Source organism: Pseudomonas sp. NBRC 111127 (assembly GCF_001320345.1).
Lineage (GTDB): Bacteria > Pseudomonadota > Gammaproteobacteria > Pseudomonadales > Pseudomonadaceae > Aquipseudomonas > Aquipseudomonas juntendi.
In genome coordinates this window covers 1-15,402 of record NZ_BCBD01000127.1, presented here as the reverse complement: position 1 = coordinate 15,402, position 15,402 = coordinate 1, and the positions used below count along the sequence as shown (strand labels likewise).

At 62.9% G+C, this 15,402-nt stretch carries 14 protein-coding genes and 1 tRNA gene; 4 read left to right on the top strand and 11 right to left on the bottom strand.

Features of this window, described 5'->3' with window-relative positions:
• Window positions 1-2 precede the first annotated feature (2 nt).
• Window positions 3-1,484, bottom strand: coding sequence for a glutamate--tRNA ligase (gene gltX / locus APH30_RS20135; RefSeq protein ID WP_054913560.1), 1,482 nt, complete (start codon window positions 1,482-1,484; stop codon window positions 3-5).
• Window positions 1,485-1,628: 144 nt separating this feature from the next.
• On the opposite strand from gltX, the gene APH30_RS20130 reads away from it, so the two are divergent.
• Together APH30_RS20130 and APH30_RS20125 are read left to right on the top strand one after the other, a co-directional pair.
• Window positions 1,629-2,684, top strand: coding sequence for an HlyD family secretion protein (locus APH30_RS20130; RefSeq protein ID WP_054913559.1), 1,056 nt, complete (start codon window positions 1,629-1,631; stop codon window positions 2,682-2,684).
• 49 nt (window positions 2,685-2,733) lie between these two features.
• Window positions 2,734-4,224: an MDR family MFS transporter gene (locus APH30_RS20125; RefSeq protein WP_172828417.1), complete on the top strand. Its 1,491-nt coding sequence runs from the start codon at window positions 2,734-2,736 to the stop codon at window positions 4,222-4,224.
• Between the two features lie 37 nt (window positions 4,225-4,261).
• Here APH30_RS20125 and uvrB read toward each other — a convergent pair whose 3' ends face one another.
• Window positions 4,262-6,277, bottom strand: a complete 2,016-nt coding sequence (uvrB, locus tag APH30_RS20120) for an excinuclease ABC subunit UvrB (RefSeq protein ID WP_009685051.1) — start codon at window positions 6,275-6,277, stop codon at window positions 4,262-4,264.
• Between the two features lie 287 nt (window positions 6,278-6,564).
• Here uvrB and APH30_RS20115 point away from each other — a divergent pair, with 287 nt between their 5' ends.
• The gene (locus tag APH30_RS20115; RefSeq protein ID WP_029887102.1) at window positions 6,565-7,761 is read left to right on the top strand and encodes an amino acid aminotransferase; all 1,197 of its coding nucleotides are present in this window, start codon (window positions 6,565-6,567) and stop codon (window positions 7,759-7,761) included.
• A gap of 62 nt (window positions 7,762-7,823) precedes the next feature.
• Window positions 7,824-7,899, top strand: a tRNA-Asn gene (locus APH30_RS20110).
• A gap of 82 nt (window positions 7,900-7,981) precedes the next feature.
• Here the strand turns inward: APH30_RS20110 and APH30_RS20105 are convergent.
• From APH30_RS20105 to APH30_RS20065, 9 genes are all read right to left on the bottom strand, one after another.
• Window positions 7,982-8,542: a DUF1285 domain-containing protein gene (locus tag APH30_RS20105; protein ID WP_054913557.1), complete on the bottom strand. Its 561-nt coding sequence runs from the start codon at window positions 8,540-8,542 to the stop codon at window positions 7,982-7,984.
• Between the two features lie 10 nt (window positions 8,543-8,552).
• A complete protein-coding gene (locus tag APH30_RS20100; RefSeq protein ID WP_009685054.1) occupies window positions 8,553-9,158 on the bottom strand; it encodes a DUF4823 domain-containing protein in 606 nt (201 codons plus the stop codon).
• Between the two features lie 66 nt (window positions 9,159-9,224).
• The gene (locus tag APH30_RS20095; protein ID WP_054913556.1) at window positions 9,225-10,193 is read right to left on the bottom strand and encodes a GTP 3',8-cyclase MoaA; all 969 of its coding nucleotides are present in this window, start codon (window positions 10,191-10,193) and stop codon (window positions 9,225-9,227) included.
• Between the two features lie 92 nt (window positions 10,194-10,285).
• A complete protein-coding gene (locus APH30_RS20090) occupies window positions 10,286-10,921 on the bottom strand; it encodes a TetR/AcrR family transcriptional regulator (protein ID WP_009685056.1) in 636 nt (211 codons plus the stop codon).
• Between the two features lie 455 nt (window positions 10,922-11,376).
• Window positions 11,377-12,159 (bottom strand): TatD family hydrolase, encoded by a 783-nt coding sequence (locus APH30_RS20085; protein ID WP_009685057.1) that lies wholly within the window; start codon window positions 12,157-12,159, stop codon window positions 11,377-11,379.
• Window positions 12,160-12,189: 30 nt separating this feature from the next.
• Window positions 12,190-13,176: a DNA polymerase III subunit delta' gene (locus APH30_RS20080; protein WP_054913555.1), complete on the bottom strand. Its 987-nt coding sequence runs from the start codon at window positions 13,174-13,176 to the stop codon at window positions 12,190-12,192.
• A complete protein-coding gene (gene tmk, locus APH30_RS20075; protein ID WP_054913554.1) occupies window positions 13,169-13,801 on the bottom strand; it encodes a dTMP kinase in 633 nt (210 codons plus the stop codon). Before tmk ends, APH30_RS20080 begins: the two co-directional genes overlap by 8 nt.
• Window positions 13,802-13,810: 9 nt before the next feature.
• Complete coding sequence (mltG, locus tag APH30_RS20070; protein ID WP_054913553.1) at window positions 13,811-14,995, bottom strand: endolytic transglycosylase MltG; 1,185 nt, start codon at window positions 14,993-14,995, stop codon at window positions 13,811-13,813.
• 4 nt (window positions 14,996-14,999) lie between these two features.
• Window positions 15,000-15,402 (bottom strand): aminotransferase class IV (locus tag APH30_RS20065; protein WP_177333760.1); only part of this gene is annotated, 403 nt, incomplete at its 5' end.

The window sequence follows — 15,402 nt, the reverse complement described above, 5'->3', positions numbered from 1 at the left end:
CCTCAGGCGATGGTGGCCAGCAGCTTTTCCCACTCTTTGTTTTCCTTCTTCGACACACCACCCAGCAGGTCCAAGGCCTGGCGCAGGCGGTAGCGGGTCAGGTCCGGGCCAAGGATTTCCATGGCGTCCAGCACCGACACCGAGCTGGCCTGGCCGGTGATGGCCGCGAACATCAGCGGCATGGCATCGCGCAGCTTCAGCTCCAGCGCCTCGACCACAGCCTGGATACAGCCGGTGATACGCTCTTTTTCCCACTGGCGCAGGCTTTCGAGCTTCCACAGGATCAGCTGGATGACCTGGCGCACCTGGTCGGCCGACAACTTCTTGCTTTCGAACAGCTTGGCGTCCAGCTTCAACGCGCCTTCGAAGAAGAAACCGCCCAGCGGGGCGACCTGGCTGAAGGTTTCCACCCGGCCCTGCACATGCGGGGCGATCTTCATCATGTAATCGCTGTTGAACGCCCACTTCTGCAGGCGCGCCGCGAACTCCTCGACCGGCAGCTCGCGCAACCACTGGCCGTTGAGCCAGGACAGCTTCTCGATATCGAAGATCGGGCCGCCCAGCGAGATGCGCGACAGGTCGAAGTGCTCGACCATCTCGGCCAGCGAGAACTTCTCGCGCTCGTCCGGCATCGACCAGCCCATGCGGCCCAGGTAGTTGAGCATGGCTTCGGGCATGAAGCCCATGCGCTCGTAGAAGGTGACCGACGTCGGGTTCTTGCGCTTGGACAACTTGGACTTGTCGGGGTTACGCAGCAGCGGCATGTAGCACAGCTTGGGCTGCTCCCAGCCGAAATACTCGTACAGTTTGATCAGCTTGGGTGCCGATGGCAGCCATTCTTCGCCGCGGAGCACGTGGGTAATGCCCATCAGGTGGTCGTCCACCACGTTGGCCAGGAAGTACGTGGGCAGGCCGTCGTTCTTCATCAGCACCTGCATGTCCATGCGATCCCACGGGATTTCGACATCGCCACGCAGCATGTCCGGCACCACGCACACGCCTTCGCTGGGCACCTTCATGCGGATCACGTGCGGCTCGCCAGCGGCCAGGCGGCGCTGCACTTCCTCGTCGTTCAGCAGCAAGGCACGGCCGTCATAGCGCGGGGTTTCGCCGCGGGCTTGCTGTTCGGCACGCATCTGTTCCAGCTCTTCGGCGGTGCAGAAGCAGTAGAAAGCGTGGCCGGCGTCGACCAGTTGCTTGGCGTACTGGGCGTAGATCTCGCCACGCTCGCTCTGCCGGTACGGGCCGTGCGGGCCGCCAACGTCCGGGCCTTCGTTCCATTCGATGCCGAGCCAGCGCAGGGCATCGAAGATCTGCTGCTCCGACTCGCGCGTGGAGCGCAACTGGTCGGTGTCTTCGATGCGCAGGATGAACTCACCGCCGTGCTGCTTGGCGAAGCAGTAGTTGAACAGGGCGATGTAGGCAGTGCCAACATGAGGGTCGCCGGTAGGCGATGGCGCGATACGCGTGCGTACGGTGGTCATGGAGAGTCTCGAACGAAAGATGAAACAAAGGCGGGATGTTAGCAGGTGGCGGGCACCGGGCTCCAGCAATGGCGCGAACGTCACTTGCCGAGTGGCCATCTGCCGCTGTTAAATTTATTTACATTTCTGCAACGACAATCCCCCATGCCTGCCCAACTCAAACGCCGCCTGGCGATATTCTTCACCCTGGTGGCCATCATTGCCCTGGCTTTCCTGGCCCATTGGTATTTCAAGGGGCGCTTCTACGAAAGTACCGACAACGCCTACGTACAGGGCGAGATCACCCGTGTCTCCAGCCAGTTGGGCGCGCGCATCGACAGCGTGCCGGTCGAAGACAACCAGCATGTCAACCAGGGCGACCTGCTGGTGCGCCTGGAGGCGGCCGATTTCGAGCTGGCCCTTCAGCGCGCCCGTGCGGCACTGGCCACCCGCGAAGCCGAGTACGCCCAGGCGCAAAGCCGCCTTACCCAGCAAAGCAGCCTGATTGCCGCCGGCCAGGCCCAGGTGGCCGCCAACCAGGCCACGTTCGACCGCTCGCGGCTGGACCTGAGCCGCGCCGAGAAACTGCGCAAGCCAGGGTTTGTGTCGGAAGAACGGGTCACCACCCTGTCGGCCGACAGCCATGTTGCCGGGTCGCAAGTGGACAAGGCCCGTGCCGACCTGCAAAGCCAGCGCCAGCAGGTCAGCGCACTGAATGCCGACCTCAAGCGCCTCGATGCGCAGATCGCCAATGCCCGCGCCGACCTGGCCCAGGCCGAGTTGAACCTCACCCGCTGCGAGATCCGCGCGCCCATCAGCGGCACCATCGGCCAGCGCAGTGCCCGTAATGGCCAGGTGGTGCAGGCCGGGGCTTACTTGCTGTCGATCGTGCCTGACGAAGACATCTGGGTGCAGGCCAACTTCAAGGAAACCCAGATCGGCCATATGCAGCCAGGCCAGCGCGCTGAACTGCTGTTCGACAGCTACCCCGATACGCCGATCGAAGGCCGGGTCGACAGCCTGTTCGCAGCCTCGGGTGCGCAATTCAGCCTGCTGCCACCGGACAACGCCACCGGCAACTTCACCAAGGTGGTCCAGCGCATCCCGGTAAAACTCACCTTCCGCGCCGACAACCCTCTGCACGGGCGTATTCGCCCGGGCATGTCGGTCACTGCCACCGTGGACCTGCGCAACGAAGACGAAGGCCACGATGGCCGCTGAACAACTGCTGCGCCCGACGGCGGAGCCCAGCCGCCGCGACTGGATCGCCGTGATGAGCGTGATGCTCGGCGCCTTCATGGCGGTGCTGGACATCCAGATCACCAACTCTTCGCTCAAGGACATCCAGGGCGCGCTGTCGGCCACCCTGGAAGAAGGCTCGTGGATTTCCACCTCGTACCTGGTCGCGGAAATCATCATGATCCCGCTGACGGCCTGGCTGGTGCAGCTGCTGTCGGCGCGGCGCCTGGCGGTGTGGGTTTCGGCCGGGTTCCTGCTGTCTTCGTTGCTGTGCTCGATGGCCTGGAACCTGGAAAGCATGATCCTGTTCCGCGCCCTGCAAGGCTTTACCGGCGGCGCGCTGATCCCGCTGGCATTCACCCTGACCTTGACCAAACTGCCGGAGCACCACCGTGCCAAGGGCATGGCCATGTTCGCCATGACCGCCACCTTCGCGCCGTCGATCGGCCCCACCCTGGGCGGCTGGCTGACCGAGAACTGGGGCTGGGAATACATCTTCTACATCAACATCCCGCCGGGCCTGGTGATGATCGCTGGCCTGCTGTACGGGTTGGAGAAAAAGGAGGCGCACTGGGATCTGCTGAAAAGCACCGACTATGCCGGCATCCTCACACTCGGCCTGGGCCTGGGCTGCCTGCAGGTATTTCTCGAAGAAGGCCACCGCAAGGACTGGCTGGAATCGCACTTGATCGTGGCCCTGGGCAGCGTCGCCCTGGTCAGCCTCATCACCTTCGTCATCCTGCAGTTTTCCAGGCCGCACCCACTGATCAACCTGCGCATACTCGGCAACCGTAACTTCGGCCTGTCGAGCATCGCCAGCCTGGGCATGGGGGTCGGGTTGTACGGCTCGATCTACCTGCTGCCGCTGTATCTGACCCAGGTGCAGGGCTACAACGCCCTGCAGATTGGCGAAGTGATCATGTGGATGGGTATTCCGCAGCTGTTCCTGATTCCGCTGGTGCCGCAGCTGATGAAGGTGGTATCGCCCAAGGTGCTGTGTGCGCTGGGCTTCTGCCTGTTCGGCGCTGCCAGTTTCGGCTCGGGGGTCCTGAACCCTGACTTTGCCGGGCCGCAGTTCAACCATGTGCAGATCATTCGCGCACTGGGCCAGCCGATGATCATGGTCACCATCTCGCTGATCGCCACCGCCTATATTCAGCCGCAGGACGCAGGGTCTGCGTCGAGCCTGTTCAATATCCTGCGCAACCTCGGCGGCGCCATTGGCATTGCCTTGCTGGCAACACTGCTGGACGCACGCACCAAGGTGTATTTCGATTACCTGCGTGAGGCCGTAGTGCCCACCAACCCCCAAGTGGCCGAGCGCCTGGCGCAACTGACGGAGCGCCTGGGGAGTGACAACGCGGCGCTGGGCAAGCTGAGCGAGATCACCCACCAGCAGGCGCTGATCATGGCTTACAACGACGCCTTCCACTTCGTCGGGATTGGTTTGGCGGTAAGCATGGTGGCGGTGCTGCTGACCCGCAAATTGCCCCAGGGCTTGAAAGCTGGCGAGGCCCATTGAGCTTGTTAAGATGCACCCACAGGGCCGGCGCCAGCCTTCAGCTGGTGATCAACCGCTCGCGCAGCTTGGTGATCTCGTCACGCAACTGCGCCGCGGCTTCGAACTCCAGGTCGCGGGCGAACTGCATCATTTTCTCCTCCAACTGCTTGATACGCTTGGTGATCTCCCCAGGCGTGCGCAGTTCGGCCTCGTAACGGGCGCTTTCCTCCGCGGCCTTGGCCATGCCCTTGCGCTTCTTGCTGCGCGCACCCGGGACGGTGGCGCCCTCCATGATGTCGGTAATGTCCTTGATCACGCCCTTGGGCACGATGCCGTTGGCTTCGTTGAAGGCGATCTGCTTCTCGCGGCGGCGCTCGGTTTCATCGATCGCCCGCTGCATCGAGCCGGTGATGTTGTCGGCGTACAGGATGGCCCGGCCATTGAGGTTACGCGCCGCACGGCCGATGGTCTGGATCAGCGACCGCTCCGAGCGCAGGAAGCCTTCCTTGTCGGCATCGAGGATCGCCACCAGGGACACCTCGGGCATGTCCAGGCCCTCACGCAGCAGGTTGATCCCCACCAGCACGTCAAAGGTACCCAGGCGCAAGTCACGGATGATCTCCACCCGCTCCACCGTGTCGATGTCCGAGTGCAGGTAGCGCACCCGCACATCGTGATCGGCCAGGTAGTCGCTGAGGTCTTCTGCCATGCGCTTGGTCAAGGTGGTGGCCAGCACCCGTTCGCCGGCAGCCACCCGCTTGCGGATCTCCGACAGCAGGTCGTCGACCTGGGTCAGCGCCGGGCGAATTTCGACCTGCGGGTCGACCAGCCCGGTGGGGCGCACCACCTGCTCCACCACCCGCCCGGCATGCTCGGCCTCATAAGGCCCCGGGGTGGCGGAAACGAAGATGGTCTGTGGGCTGACACTCTCCCATTCATCGAAGCGCATGGGCCGGTTGTCCAGTGCCGACGGCAGGCGGAAGCCATACTCGACCAGGGTTTCCTTGCGCGAACGGTCGCCTTTGTACATGGCCCCCACCTGCGGCACGCTGACATGGGATTCGTCGATCACCAGCAGCGCATCGGGCGGCAGGTAGTCGTACAGCGTTGGCGGCGGTGCACCCGCCGGGCGGCCAGACAAGTAACGCGAGTAGTTTTCGATGCCATTGCAGTAGCCCAGCTCCAGGATCATCTCCAGGTCGAACCGGGTGCGCTGCTCCAGGCGCTGGGCTTCGACCAGCTTGTTGGCCTTGTGCAGGTACTCCAGGCGGTCCTTGAGCTCTGCCTTGATGCCCTCCACGGCGTCCAGCAGGGTTTCCCGCGGGGTGACGTAGTGGCTTTTGGGGTAGAAGGTGAACCGCGGCAGCTTGCGGAAGACCTCGCCGGTCAGCGGGTCGAACGCCGCGATGTTCTCCACCTCGTCGTCGAACAGCTCGACGCGGATGGCCTCCAGGTCCGATTCTGCGGGGAAAATGTCGATCACATCCCCCCTTACACGGAAGGTGGCGCGGGCAAAGTCCATCTCGTTGCGGGTGTACTGCAGGTCGGCCAGGCGGCGCAGCAGCGCGCGCTGGTCGAGCTTGTCGCCGCGGTCCACGTGCAGGACCATTTTCAGGTAGGTCTCGGGGCTGCCCAGGCCGTAGATGCACGACACGGTGGTGACGATGATCGCATCGCGGCGCTCCAGCAGCGCCTTGGTCGCCGAGAGACGCATCTGCTCGATATGGTCGTTGATCGATGCATCCTTCTCGATGAAGGTGTCCGACGACGGTACATAGGCTTCCGGCTGGTAATAGTCGTAGTAGGAGACGAAGTACTCCACCGCGTTATTGGGGAAAAACGCCTTGAACTCACCGTACAGCTGCGCGGCCAAGGTCTTGTTCGGCGCCAGCACCAGGGTCGGGCGCTGAACCTGCTGGATCACGTTGGCAATGCTGAACGTCTTGCCCGAACCGGTCACCCCCAGCAGCGTCTGGTGCGACAGCCCGGCCTCGATGCCCTCGACCATCTGGCGGATCGCCTCGGGCTGGTCGCCGGCAGGCTGGAAACGGGTAACGAGCTGGAACTCGGACATGAAGGACCTCGCAGTGCTGCAGTAACTGTAAATTTAGCCAGTAGTCTATACCCAAATGCGCCCGCAAGGGGCGGCTTTCAAGGCACAGCCACAACCAGGTATTACGGTTGACCGGGCAATCAGACCGATGGTCAAAAAATATTTGCGCAAATACCCGGAAAAGCCGCGCCAGAGTGTCGCGGTCACCGGTCGGTATCACTATACTGACTCCCCGTTTGTGCACCGCTTCAGTGCATTCGGCTGGAGCGTGTACGCCCTATCACTCTCCAATCAGAGCCGAAGTAACAATGAGCCTGTTTTCCGCTGTCGAGCTGGCACCCCGCGACCCTATCCTGGGCCTCAACGAAGCATTCAATGCCGACCCACGTACCGACAAGGTCAACCTGGGTGTTGGCGTGTACTGCAATGAGGAAGGCCGCATTCCGCTGCTGCGCGCCGTGATCGAAGCCGAGACCCAGCGTGCAGCCCAGCATGCCTCGCGCGGCTACCTGCCGATCGATGGTATCGCCACCTACGACCAGGCCGTGCAAAAGCTGCTGTTCGGTGCCGAATCGCCACTGCTGGCCGCCGGCCGCGTGGTCACCGTGCAGGCCGTCGGTGGTACTGGCGCACTGAAAATCGGTGCCGACTTCCTCAAGCGGATCTCGCCAAACGCCGTGGTGGCCATCAGCGACCCAAGCTGGGAAAACCACCGCGCCCTGTTCGAGTCGGCCGGTTTCCCGGTGCAGACCTACCGCTACTACGACGCCCCGAGCAACGACGTCAACCGCGCCGGCATGCTCGAAGACCTCAACGCCCTGCCCTCCGGCTCGATCGTGGTGCTGCACGCCTGCTGTCACAACCCGACGGGCGTCGACCTGAGCCTGGACGACTGGAAAAACGTGCTGGAAGTGGTCAAGGCCAAAGGCCACGTGCCGTTCCTCGACATGGCCTACCAAGGCTTTGGTGACGGCATTGCCGAAGACGCCTTCGCGGTCCGCCTGTTCGCCGAGTCGGGCCTAGAGTTCTTCGTATCCAGCTCATTCTCCAAGTCGTTCTCGCTGTACGGCGAGCGCGTGGGTGCGCTGTCGGTGGTTACCGCCTCCAAAGACGAAAGCACCCGCGTGCTGTCGCAGGTCAAGCGCGTGATCCGCACCACCTATTCCAACCCGCCCACCCACGGCGCAACCATCGTCGCTACCGTGCTGAACAGCGCCGAGCTGCGCCAGATGTGGGAAACCGAACTGGCCGAAATGCGCGAACGCATCCACGGCATGCGCAAGCAGATGGTCGCGCTGTTGGCCGAATACGGTGCCAACCGCGATTTCAGCTTCGTCGGTCGCCAGGTCGGCATGTTCTCCTACTCGGGCCTGAGCGTAGAGCAGGTCGCCCGGTTGAAGAACGACTTTGGCATCTATGCGCTGGACACTGGCCGCATCGCTGTGGCTGCGCTGAACCAGAGCAACATCCATGTCGTCACCAAGGCGATCGTGCAAGTGTTGTAACTGCTTGATTTGGCAGGGGGTGGCTTGACTTCCCCCTGGCGATCAGTATGATGTGCGCAGATTCCGCGATAGCTCAGTCGGTAGAGCAAATGACTGTTAATCATTGGGTCCCTGGTTCGAGTCCAGGTCGCGGAGCCAAACATTGAAAAAGCCCCCGGCTGTGAAAGCAGCCGGGGGCTTTTTCGTTTGCTGCGAAGCCGGCGACGCACGCACAATGCAATCAGCTGCTGCGCCCAATCGGGTAGAACTCGCCACCGCTCCAAACGCCCAGCCATTGCTCACCGTCGATCTCGCGCGGCACCGCCAACTCCACCATCTGGTAGAACACATTACGGTGTATCAATGCCTCGAGGTTGCTGCGCATCAGCACGTACGGCGACGGCGCTTGCGTCACCGGATCGGTGACTACCCGTAGCGGATTGGCCGGGCCGGCCTCGACCTGATCCTCGACATTGCTGGTAAAGCGCAGCACCTGCTGCTCGCCCTGCCCTTGCACCTCCAGCGCCACTGCCACGAACGGCGCATCGTCTACCTGGATGCCCACCTTTTCCACCGGGGTAATCAGGAAGTAATCGTCACCATCGCGGCGCAGGATGTTCGAGAACAGCCGCACCATCGGTTTGCGGCCGATGGGCGTGCCCAGGTAATACCAGGTGCCATCGCGGGCGATACGCATGTCGATGTCACCGCAGAAATCGGGGTTCCACAGGTGGACCGGTGGCAGGCCCTTGGCCTTGGGGATCTGCGCCAGCAGGTCGTTGGCCTTACCGGTGTCGCTCATCACACTCGCCTCACTCACTCATGCCCAGAAGGCTACGAGCGTACTCGCGCATCGGTGCGGCAAGCAAATCCTCGGGGGTTTTGTCGTGGAACGTCAACAAACCGCCACGGCTCTTGATGCGAGCGGTATCGATCAGGTAGCGGGTATTGGTTTCGATCAGCATCATCTGCACCACGCCGCTGTCCCAGCCCAGGCGGTCGACGGCTTGCTCGTCGTACCACTCGTCACCATTGCCGATGCGGTCGTCGGTGCGGGCAAAGCGGGTATACAGCACATAGTCGGCACCGACCGAACGGGCCTGCGCAATGGCCTCTTCCAGGCCCAGCGGGCCTTGGGCGCGGCGCACCAGCGGGAAATACTCGACGAAACTCTTGAACGCCTGCTCGGCCACTGCATTCTGCCGGGGTACCGGGCCCTTGCCAGGCGGCACGAATGCGCCCTGCCCTATGAAGATGAACGAGTCGGGCTGCAGGCGAATCGACAGCGTGCGCCGGGTTTCGCTATGGTCCAGCAGCCCTGCGTCGCTCATGTGATAGCGGACGCCCTCGCCCATATCGCTGACATTCATGCAACCGCCCAACGCCATCAGCGCCAGCAGCAAGACCAGGCTACGCATCTTTCCTCCAGTGACCGGCGACGAAAAACCGGCGAATAGCCGGCGGATGCAGCTTTTGCGCCAGCTTCAGCCGCCGATTACCTTCATCACCGTCACGCCGCCGGAAAACGCCAATGCCTGTTTGTCTGCCAGCGCCTTGACCAGTAACCGCTGCAGCGCCGGCAAGGCTTGGTGACGTGGTTTCTCCAGAAGGTCGCCAACGAAATGACGATTGCCCGACGACAGGCAGCCATGCAGCCAACCTGTGGACGACAGCCGTAGCCGCGAGCACGTTCGGCAGAACGGCACGCTCTCATTGGCGATGACGCCGAAGTGCCCCTTGCCGGGGATCTGATAGCGCATGGCGGTGGCGTCCACCGGCGCAGCGACACGGGCGAAGGCGTGCTGACCGCCGATCAGCGTGAGCAGGTCATCGAGGCTGACAAATTGCCGCAGGAAAGCAGAGTGATCACGCGCCAGGTGGCCCATGCGCATCAGTTCGATGAAACGCAACTCAAAGCCACGCGCCATGCAGTAATCCAGCAACGGCAGCACCTGGTCGAGGTTTTGCCCGCGCATCGGCACCATGTTCACTTTGATCTGCATGCCCATGGCGCGGGCCCGCTCCATCGCCGCCAGCACCGTGGCCAGGTCGCCGCCGCGGGCGATCTGGCGAAACGCCAACGGGTCCAGGGTGTCGAGCGAAACATTCAGCCGGCGAATTCCGGCTGCCTGCAATTGCGGCAACTTACGGCCCAGCAGCTGACCATTGGTGGTCAGCGAAATATCCTCGAGGCCGAGTTTGGCCACCGCGGCGAGAAAGGCCTCCAGGCGCGGACTGACCAGCGGTTCACCACCGGTGATACGCAAGCGCTCGATGCCGGCTGCTTCAATCAGGTAGGCCACGCCACGCGCCAGTGCGTCTGCCGAAAGCTCATCCTGCGCCGCCACCAGGCGCTTGCCGTCGGGCACGCAATAGGTACAGGCGTAATTGCAGGCAGCCGTCAGGCTGACACGCAGGTTGCGAAACCGCCTGCCTTGACGATCGACGATCATGGATGACTCCGGCATGGAAAAAGGGGCCGGCAAAAGCTGACTCATAAATCAGGTTTTTGCAAGCCCTGTACACATAGCCGGTGGGGCGTAGCTCAGTGGGACGGTTCCGGGTCGCGCTTGCGCTTGTTGCCCATGCGCACGCCAATGTCCATCAGGAACTGGAAGAAGCCTTCCTGATCTTCCAGCACATTGCTCCAGAACGGTGAGTGGTACAGCGCAACGGCGCCATGCACCAGTGCCCAGGCGGCGCAGTAATGGAAGTAAGGAGGCACGTCTTCGAGCTTGCCTTCGCTGATGCGGCCCTTGATCAGCTGGGTGAGGCGGTCGAAGTTGGAGGCACGGATGCTGTGCAACTGTTCGACCATTTCCGGCACCTGGTTGCCCTTGACCACCTTCTCTTCCAGGCGGTCGAACAGCCGGTAACGCTGAGGGTCACGCATGCGGAATTCGAAATAGGCACGCGACAGGGCCTCTTTGTCACGGTCGACGTCGGCCGAGTGCAGCAACCCGTTCAGGTCGCGCTCGTAGTCGAGCATCAGGCGCAGGTAGATCTCGGCCTTGGACTTGAAGTGCTTGTAGATAGTGCCTTTGCCGATGCCCACGGCGTCGGCGATCATCTCGACGGTGACGCTGTCTTCACCTTGCTCGAGAAACAGCTTGAGCGCGGTATCGAGGATTTCCTGTTCGCGACGGCGAAACTCACGGACCTTACGAGGTTCTTTCTGCATGGGAAGGACTGGATGACAATCGAAGCGGTTTATTATGCCTAACTTGCGGGAAATTGCACGGATCTTCCGAGCATGGCTGTGTTTCAGGATGCTCTCGACCATACGCTGCGGGAGGAACCAGACGCGGGCGTATTCCAAATCTGTTTAAAAAACGACCAATAGCCACTGGCAGGCCGCCAAACCTGGCCAATACTAGAAGTGTTGGCGCGGCGCATCCCCCCTAGCGGCGCGCCGATAAAGGTGCTCAGGGACCGCGTACCTTTGTTTTACTCCTAATGGTCTTAACCCGGATTCCTCCCCCAGAACCCGGGTTTTTTTTGTGTGTTTGCGGGGGATATGCGTTGGAGGTGGGGTTTTGGGGATGGTATGGGGGGCGAAGGTGTTCGATCTCACAGGCGCTGAATTTGTTGTGGCAGGCACCTCATGGCCCTTACACAACCTTCAACGCCAATGAATCAACCCACCCGCGCCAACGGAAACAACCGCTTGAAGTTAGCCGTTGTCTGCTCAGCCAATTGCCCATAACTGGCCCCGCGCAGCGAAGCCACATACTCCGCCACTTCCCGCACATATTGCGGCAGGTTCGGCTTGCCGCGATACGGAATTGGCGCCAGGTACGGCGAATCGGTTTCCACCAACAAGCGGTCGACCGGCACTTGCCGCGCCACTTCCCGCAGGGCATCGGCATTGCGGAAGGTAACGATGCCAGACAGCGATATGTAATAGCCCAGGTCCAGCGCCGCCTTGGCCATGTCCCAGTCTTCGGTAAAGCAGTGCAGCACGCCAGCCTGCGGCAGATTGGCCTCGCGCAGCAGTGCCAGGGTATCGGCACGCGCCGCCCGGGTATGCACGATCACTGGCTTGCCGGTCTGCCGCGAAGCCTCCAGGTGCAGGCGGAACGAGGCCTGCTGCAATTCAGCGGCTTCAGGCTCGTAGTGGTAATCCAGCCCGGTTTCGCCAATGGCCACCACATGCGGGTGGGCCAGTTCGCGCAGTAGCCACTCCAGCGCCGGGGTTTCGCCCGGCGCCAGGTCCAGCGGATGTACACCGACCGAGCAGTCGACATCCGCGTACTGCTCGCTCAACGCCTTTACCGCGCCGGCGTTTTCGGCACTGACGCCGATGCACAGGAAATGCCCCACCCCGCGATCACGCGCCGCCTGCAGCGCAGCATCGAGCGAGCCCTGATGGGCACTGAGGTCAAGACGGTCAAGGTGGCAATGGGAGTCTACGAGCATGGGATAGCGGCACACATGGAAAATGGGAAATCAGCGGGCGCCCGGCAGTTGCAGCCAACGAGCCAGCAGCGATTCGAGCAACAGGGTTTGATTGAGGTTGGCCTTACCCAGCACCTTCTGGCGCTGTTCGAGGATCCACGCCTGCACCTCCAGCACCTTGGCCTGGCGGCTTTTCTGCGCCAGGTACTGCACCACCTTGCGCATATCGGCCAAGCCTAACCCCTCCTCGTCCTGGGTCAACTGGTAGCGCAGAATGAGGTGCGCCCAATCGCAGAACCAGTCGAATACCCTCAACATCGGCACAGCCTTCCAGGCTTCGGCCAGCTGGCTGGGCGATTGCTGTTGCTTGAGCAACTTCTTCACCCCGTCAGTAACCAGCGCACGCTGCTCGCGCACACCCTGCGCCTGCAGGCTGATCGCCATCAGCGGCGAGCCGGCGGCCAAACTCAGCAATTCGTCGCGCTCGGCCTCGTCCATATCAGGCAACGCCGCGGCCAACCAGGCCTGGCTCTGGGCCAGGTTTGGCTGGGGGCAGGCTACCTGCTGACAACGGCTCTTGATGGTCGGCAGCAGCCGGCTGGGCTGGTGCGTGACCAGCAGCAACACGGTGTCGCCGGAAGGCTCCTCTAGGCTTTTCAACAGTGCGTTGGAAGCATTGACGTTCATGGCTTCGACCGGCTCGATCAACACCACCTTGCGCCCACCCAACTGCGCCGTCTGCACCACGAAGGCCACCAGCTCACGGACCTGGTCGACCTTGATCGGCTTATCGGCCTCTTCGGGCTCAAGGATGTAGTTGTCAGGGTGGCTACCGGCCTTCAGCAGCAGGCAGGACTTGCAGGTGCCGCAGGCATCCAGGCCTTGCGGCTGCTGGCACAACAGGCGGGCCATCAGGCGCTCGGCCATGGCCCGCTTGCCAATGCCCTGCGGCCCGTGCAGCAGGTAGGCATGGGCATGCTGACTGCGCCCGGCCAATTGCTGCCAGAGCGCCTGCTGCCAGGGGTAGGCCTCAGCCACGGCAACGCTCCACGATGGCCGGCAACAGCGCATCGATAGCACGCTGCACGACCGCGAGCGGCTGTGCGGCATCCAGCAGGCTGTAACGCTGGGGTTCGCGCTGAGCGCGCTGCAGGTAAGCCTGGCGCACAGCCTGGAAAAACGCCTGGCCCTCCTGCTCAAAGCGGTCGAGGCGGCCGCGCGCAGCGGCACGGGCCAAACCGACTTCGACCGGCAGGTCGAACACCAGGGTCAGCTGCGGGCGAAGGTCGCCCTGGACGAATTGCTCCAGGGTGGCGATACGCTCGACCGACAGGCCGCGGCCGCCGCCCTGGTAGGCATACGTGGCATCGGTAAACCGGTCGCACAACACCACAGCGCCACGGGCCAGCGCCGGGCGGATCACCTGGGCCAGGTGCTGGGCGCGGGCAGCGAACACCAGCAGCAGTTCGGTGTCGGCGGCCATGGGTTCATCGCTGGGGGCCAGTAGCAGCTCACGCACCTTCTCGGCCAGCGGCGTGCCACCTGGCTCACGGGTCAGCACCACATCCAGGCCATGCTCGCGCAGGCGCGCCGCCAGGTAGTCGCGGTTGGTGCTTTTGCCCGCGCCTTCGGGGCCTTCCAAAGTAATAAACAAGCCGCTCACAGGCAGTCCTTAATGTTGTTCGTCAGGCGTTGCCGGCTCGGCCGCCTGGGCATCACCGCCGGGAGCGGCCGGCGCCGGCTGCGCAGCCGGCTCGTCGGGTGCCGACTGCTGTTCGCCGGCCGCTGGCGCAGCGTCATCGTCACCCGGTTTTGCCGGTTGCTGCGGCGCGGGGCTGGAGCGATAGTCTGCCCGCCGCTTGAGCTGAAACTCCCGCACCGCCGAGTTGTGATCGTTGAGGTCGTCGGAGAACACATGGCTGCCGTCGCCACGGGCGACGAAGTACAGGCTGGTGCCATCGGCCGGGTTGAGCGCCGCGTGAATCGCCTCGCGGCCGACCATGGCAATCGGCGTGGGCGGCAGGCCGGTGATGGTGTAGGTATTGTAGGGCGTAGGCTCGCGCAGGTCGGCTCGGGTGATCTTGCCGTTATAGCGTTCACCCATCCCGTAGATAACCGTCGGATCGGTCTGCAGCATCATGCCCAGGCGCAAACGCCGCACGAACACCCCGGCGATCTGCCCGCGCTCTTGGGGGATGCCGGTTTCCTTCTCCACCAGCGAAGCCATGATCAGCGCCTGGTAGGGATCGCGGTACGGCAGGTCGGTGGCGCGCTCGGCCCATTCCTTGGCCAGCACTTCTTCCAAGCGCATGTAGGCCTGCTGCAGCAGTTCGACGTCGCTCATGCCGCGCACGAAGCGGTAGGTATCGGGGAAGAACCTGCCCTCAGGGAACACACCGGTATGGCCGAGCTTGTCCATGACCTCGGCGTCCGACAGGCCATCCAGGGTGTGCTTGAGCTTTTCATGCTTGGCCACGGCCGCGCGCAGCTGGCGGAAGGTCCAGCCCTCGACCAGGGTCAGGTTGTATTGCACCACGTCGCCCCGGCGCCAGGCGTCGAACAGCTGCTCGACGGTCATGCCAGGGGTGAGGCGATATTCGCCGGTGTGCAACGGGGTACCGGCCATGTTGAAGCGCCAGTACAGGCGCAACCAGACGGCGTCGTCGAGCAGCCCTTCGGTTTGCATGCGGTAGAACATGCGGTTGGGGGTGGTGCCATTGGGCACGTCGAGCAGGCGTTCCTGCGTGACGTGCAGTGGCTGCTCCAGGACCGAGTTGATTTTCCAGGCCGACCAGCCTAGCGCCAGACCGGCGAGGATCAGACCCATTTCCAGCAGCAGCAGGAATTTACGTCTCACGAATTCAGGTTTCCAGTAACGTACGGGCAACGGCCTGCAGTTTTCGGGTAAGCGGGCCCGGCGACCAGTTTAACGCGGCAAGCCCGCGCACGGGCCACACCCCATAGACGCTGTTGCAAACAAATACTTCATCGGCCTGCTCCAGTGCATCATACGGCAGGTCGCAGACGTGGGCCGTAATACCCTGCAAGCGCGCCTGGTCGAGCAAGGCACCGCGCATGACCCCGGCCACGCCACAACGGCTGAGGTCGGCGGTAAAGAGCACGCCGTCGCGCACCAGGAACAGGTTGCTATATACCCCTTCGATCACCCGGCCTTGCCCGTCACGCATCAGGCCCTCGGCATGGTCACTGTCCTGCCATTCGGCACGGGCCAGCACTTGCTCCAGGCGGTTGAGGTGTTTGAGC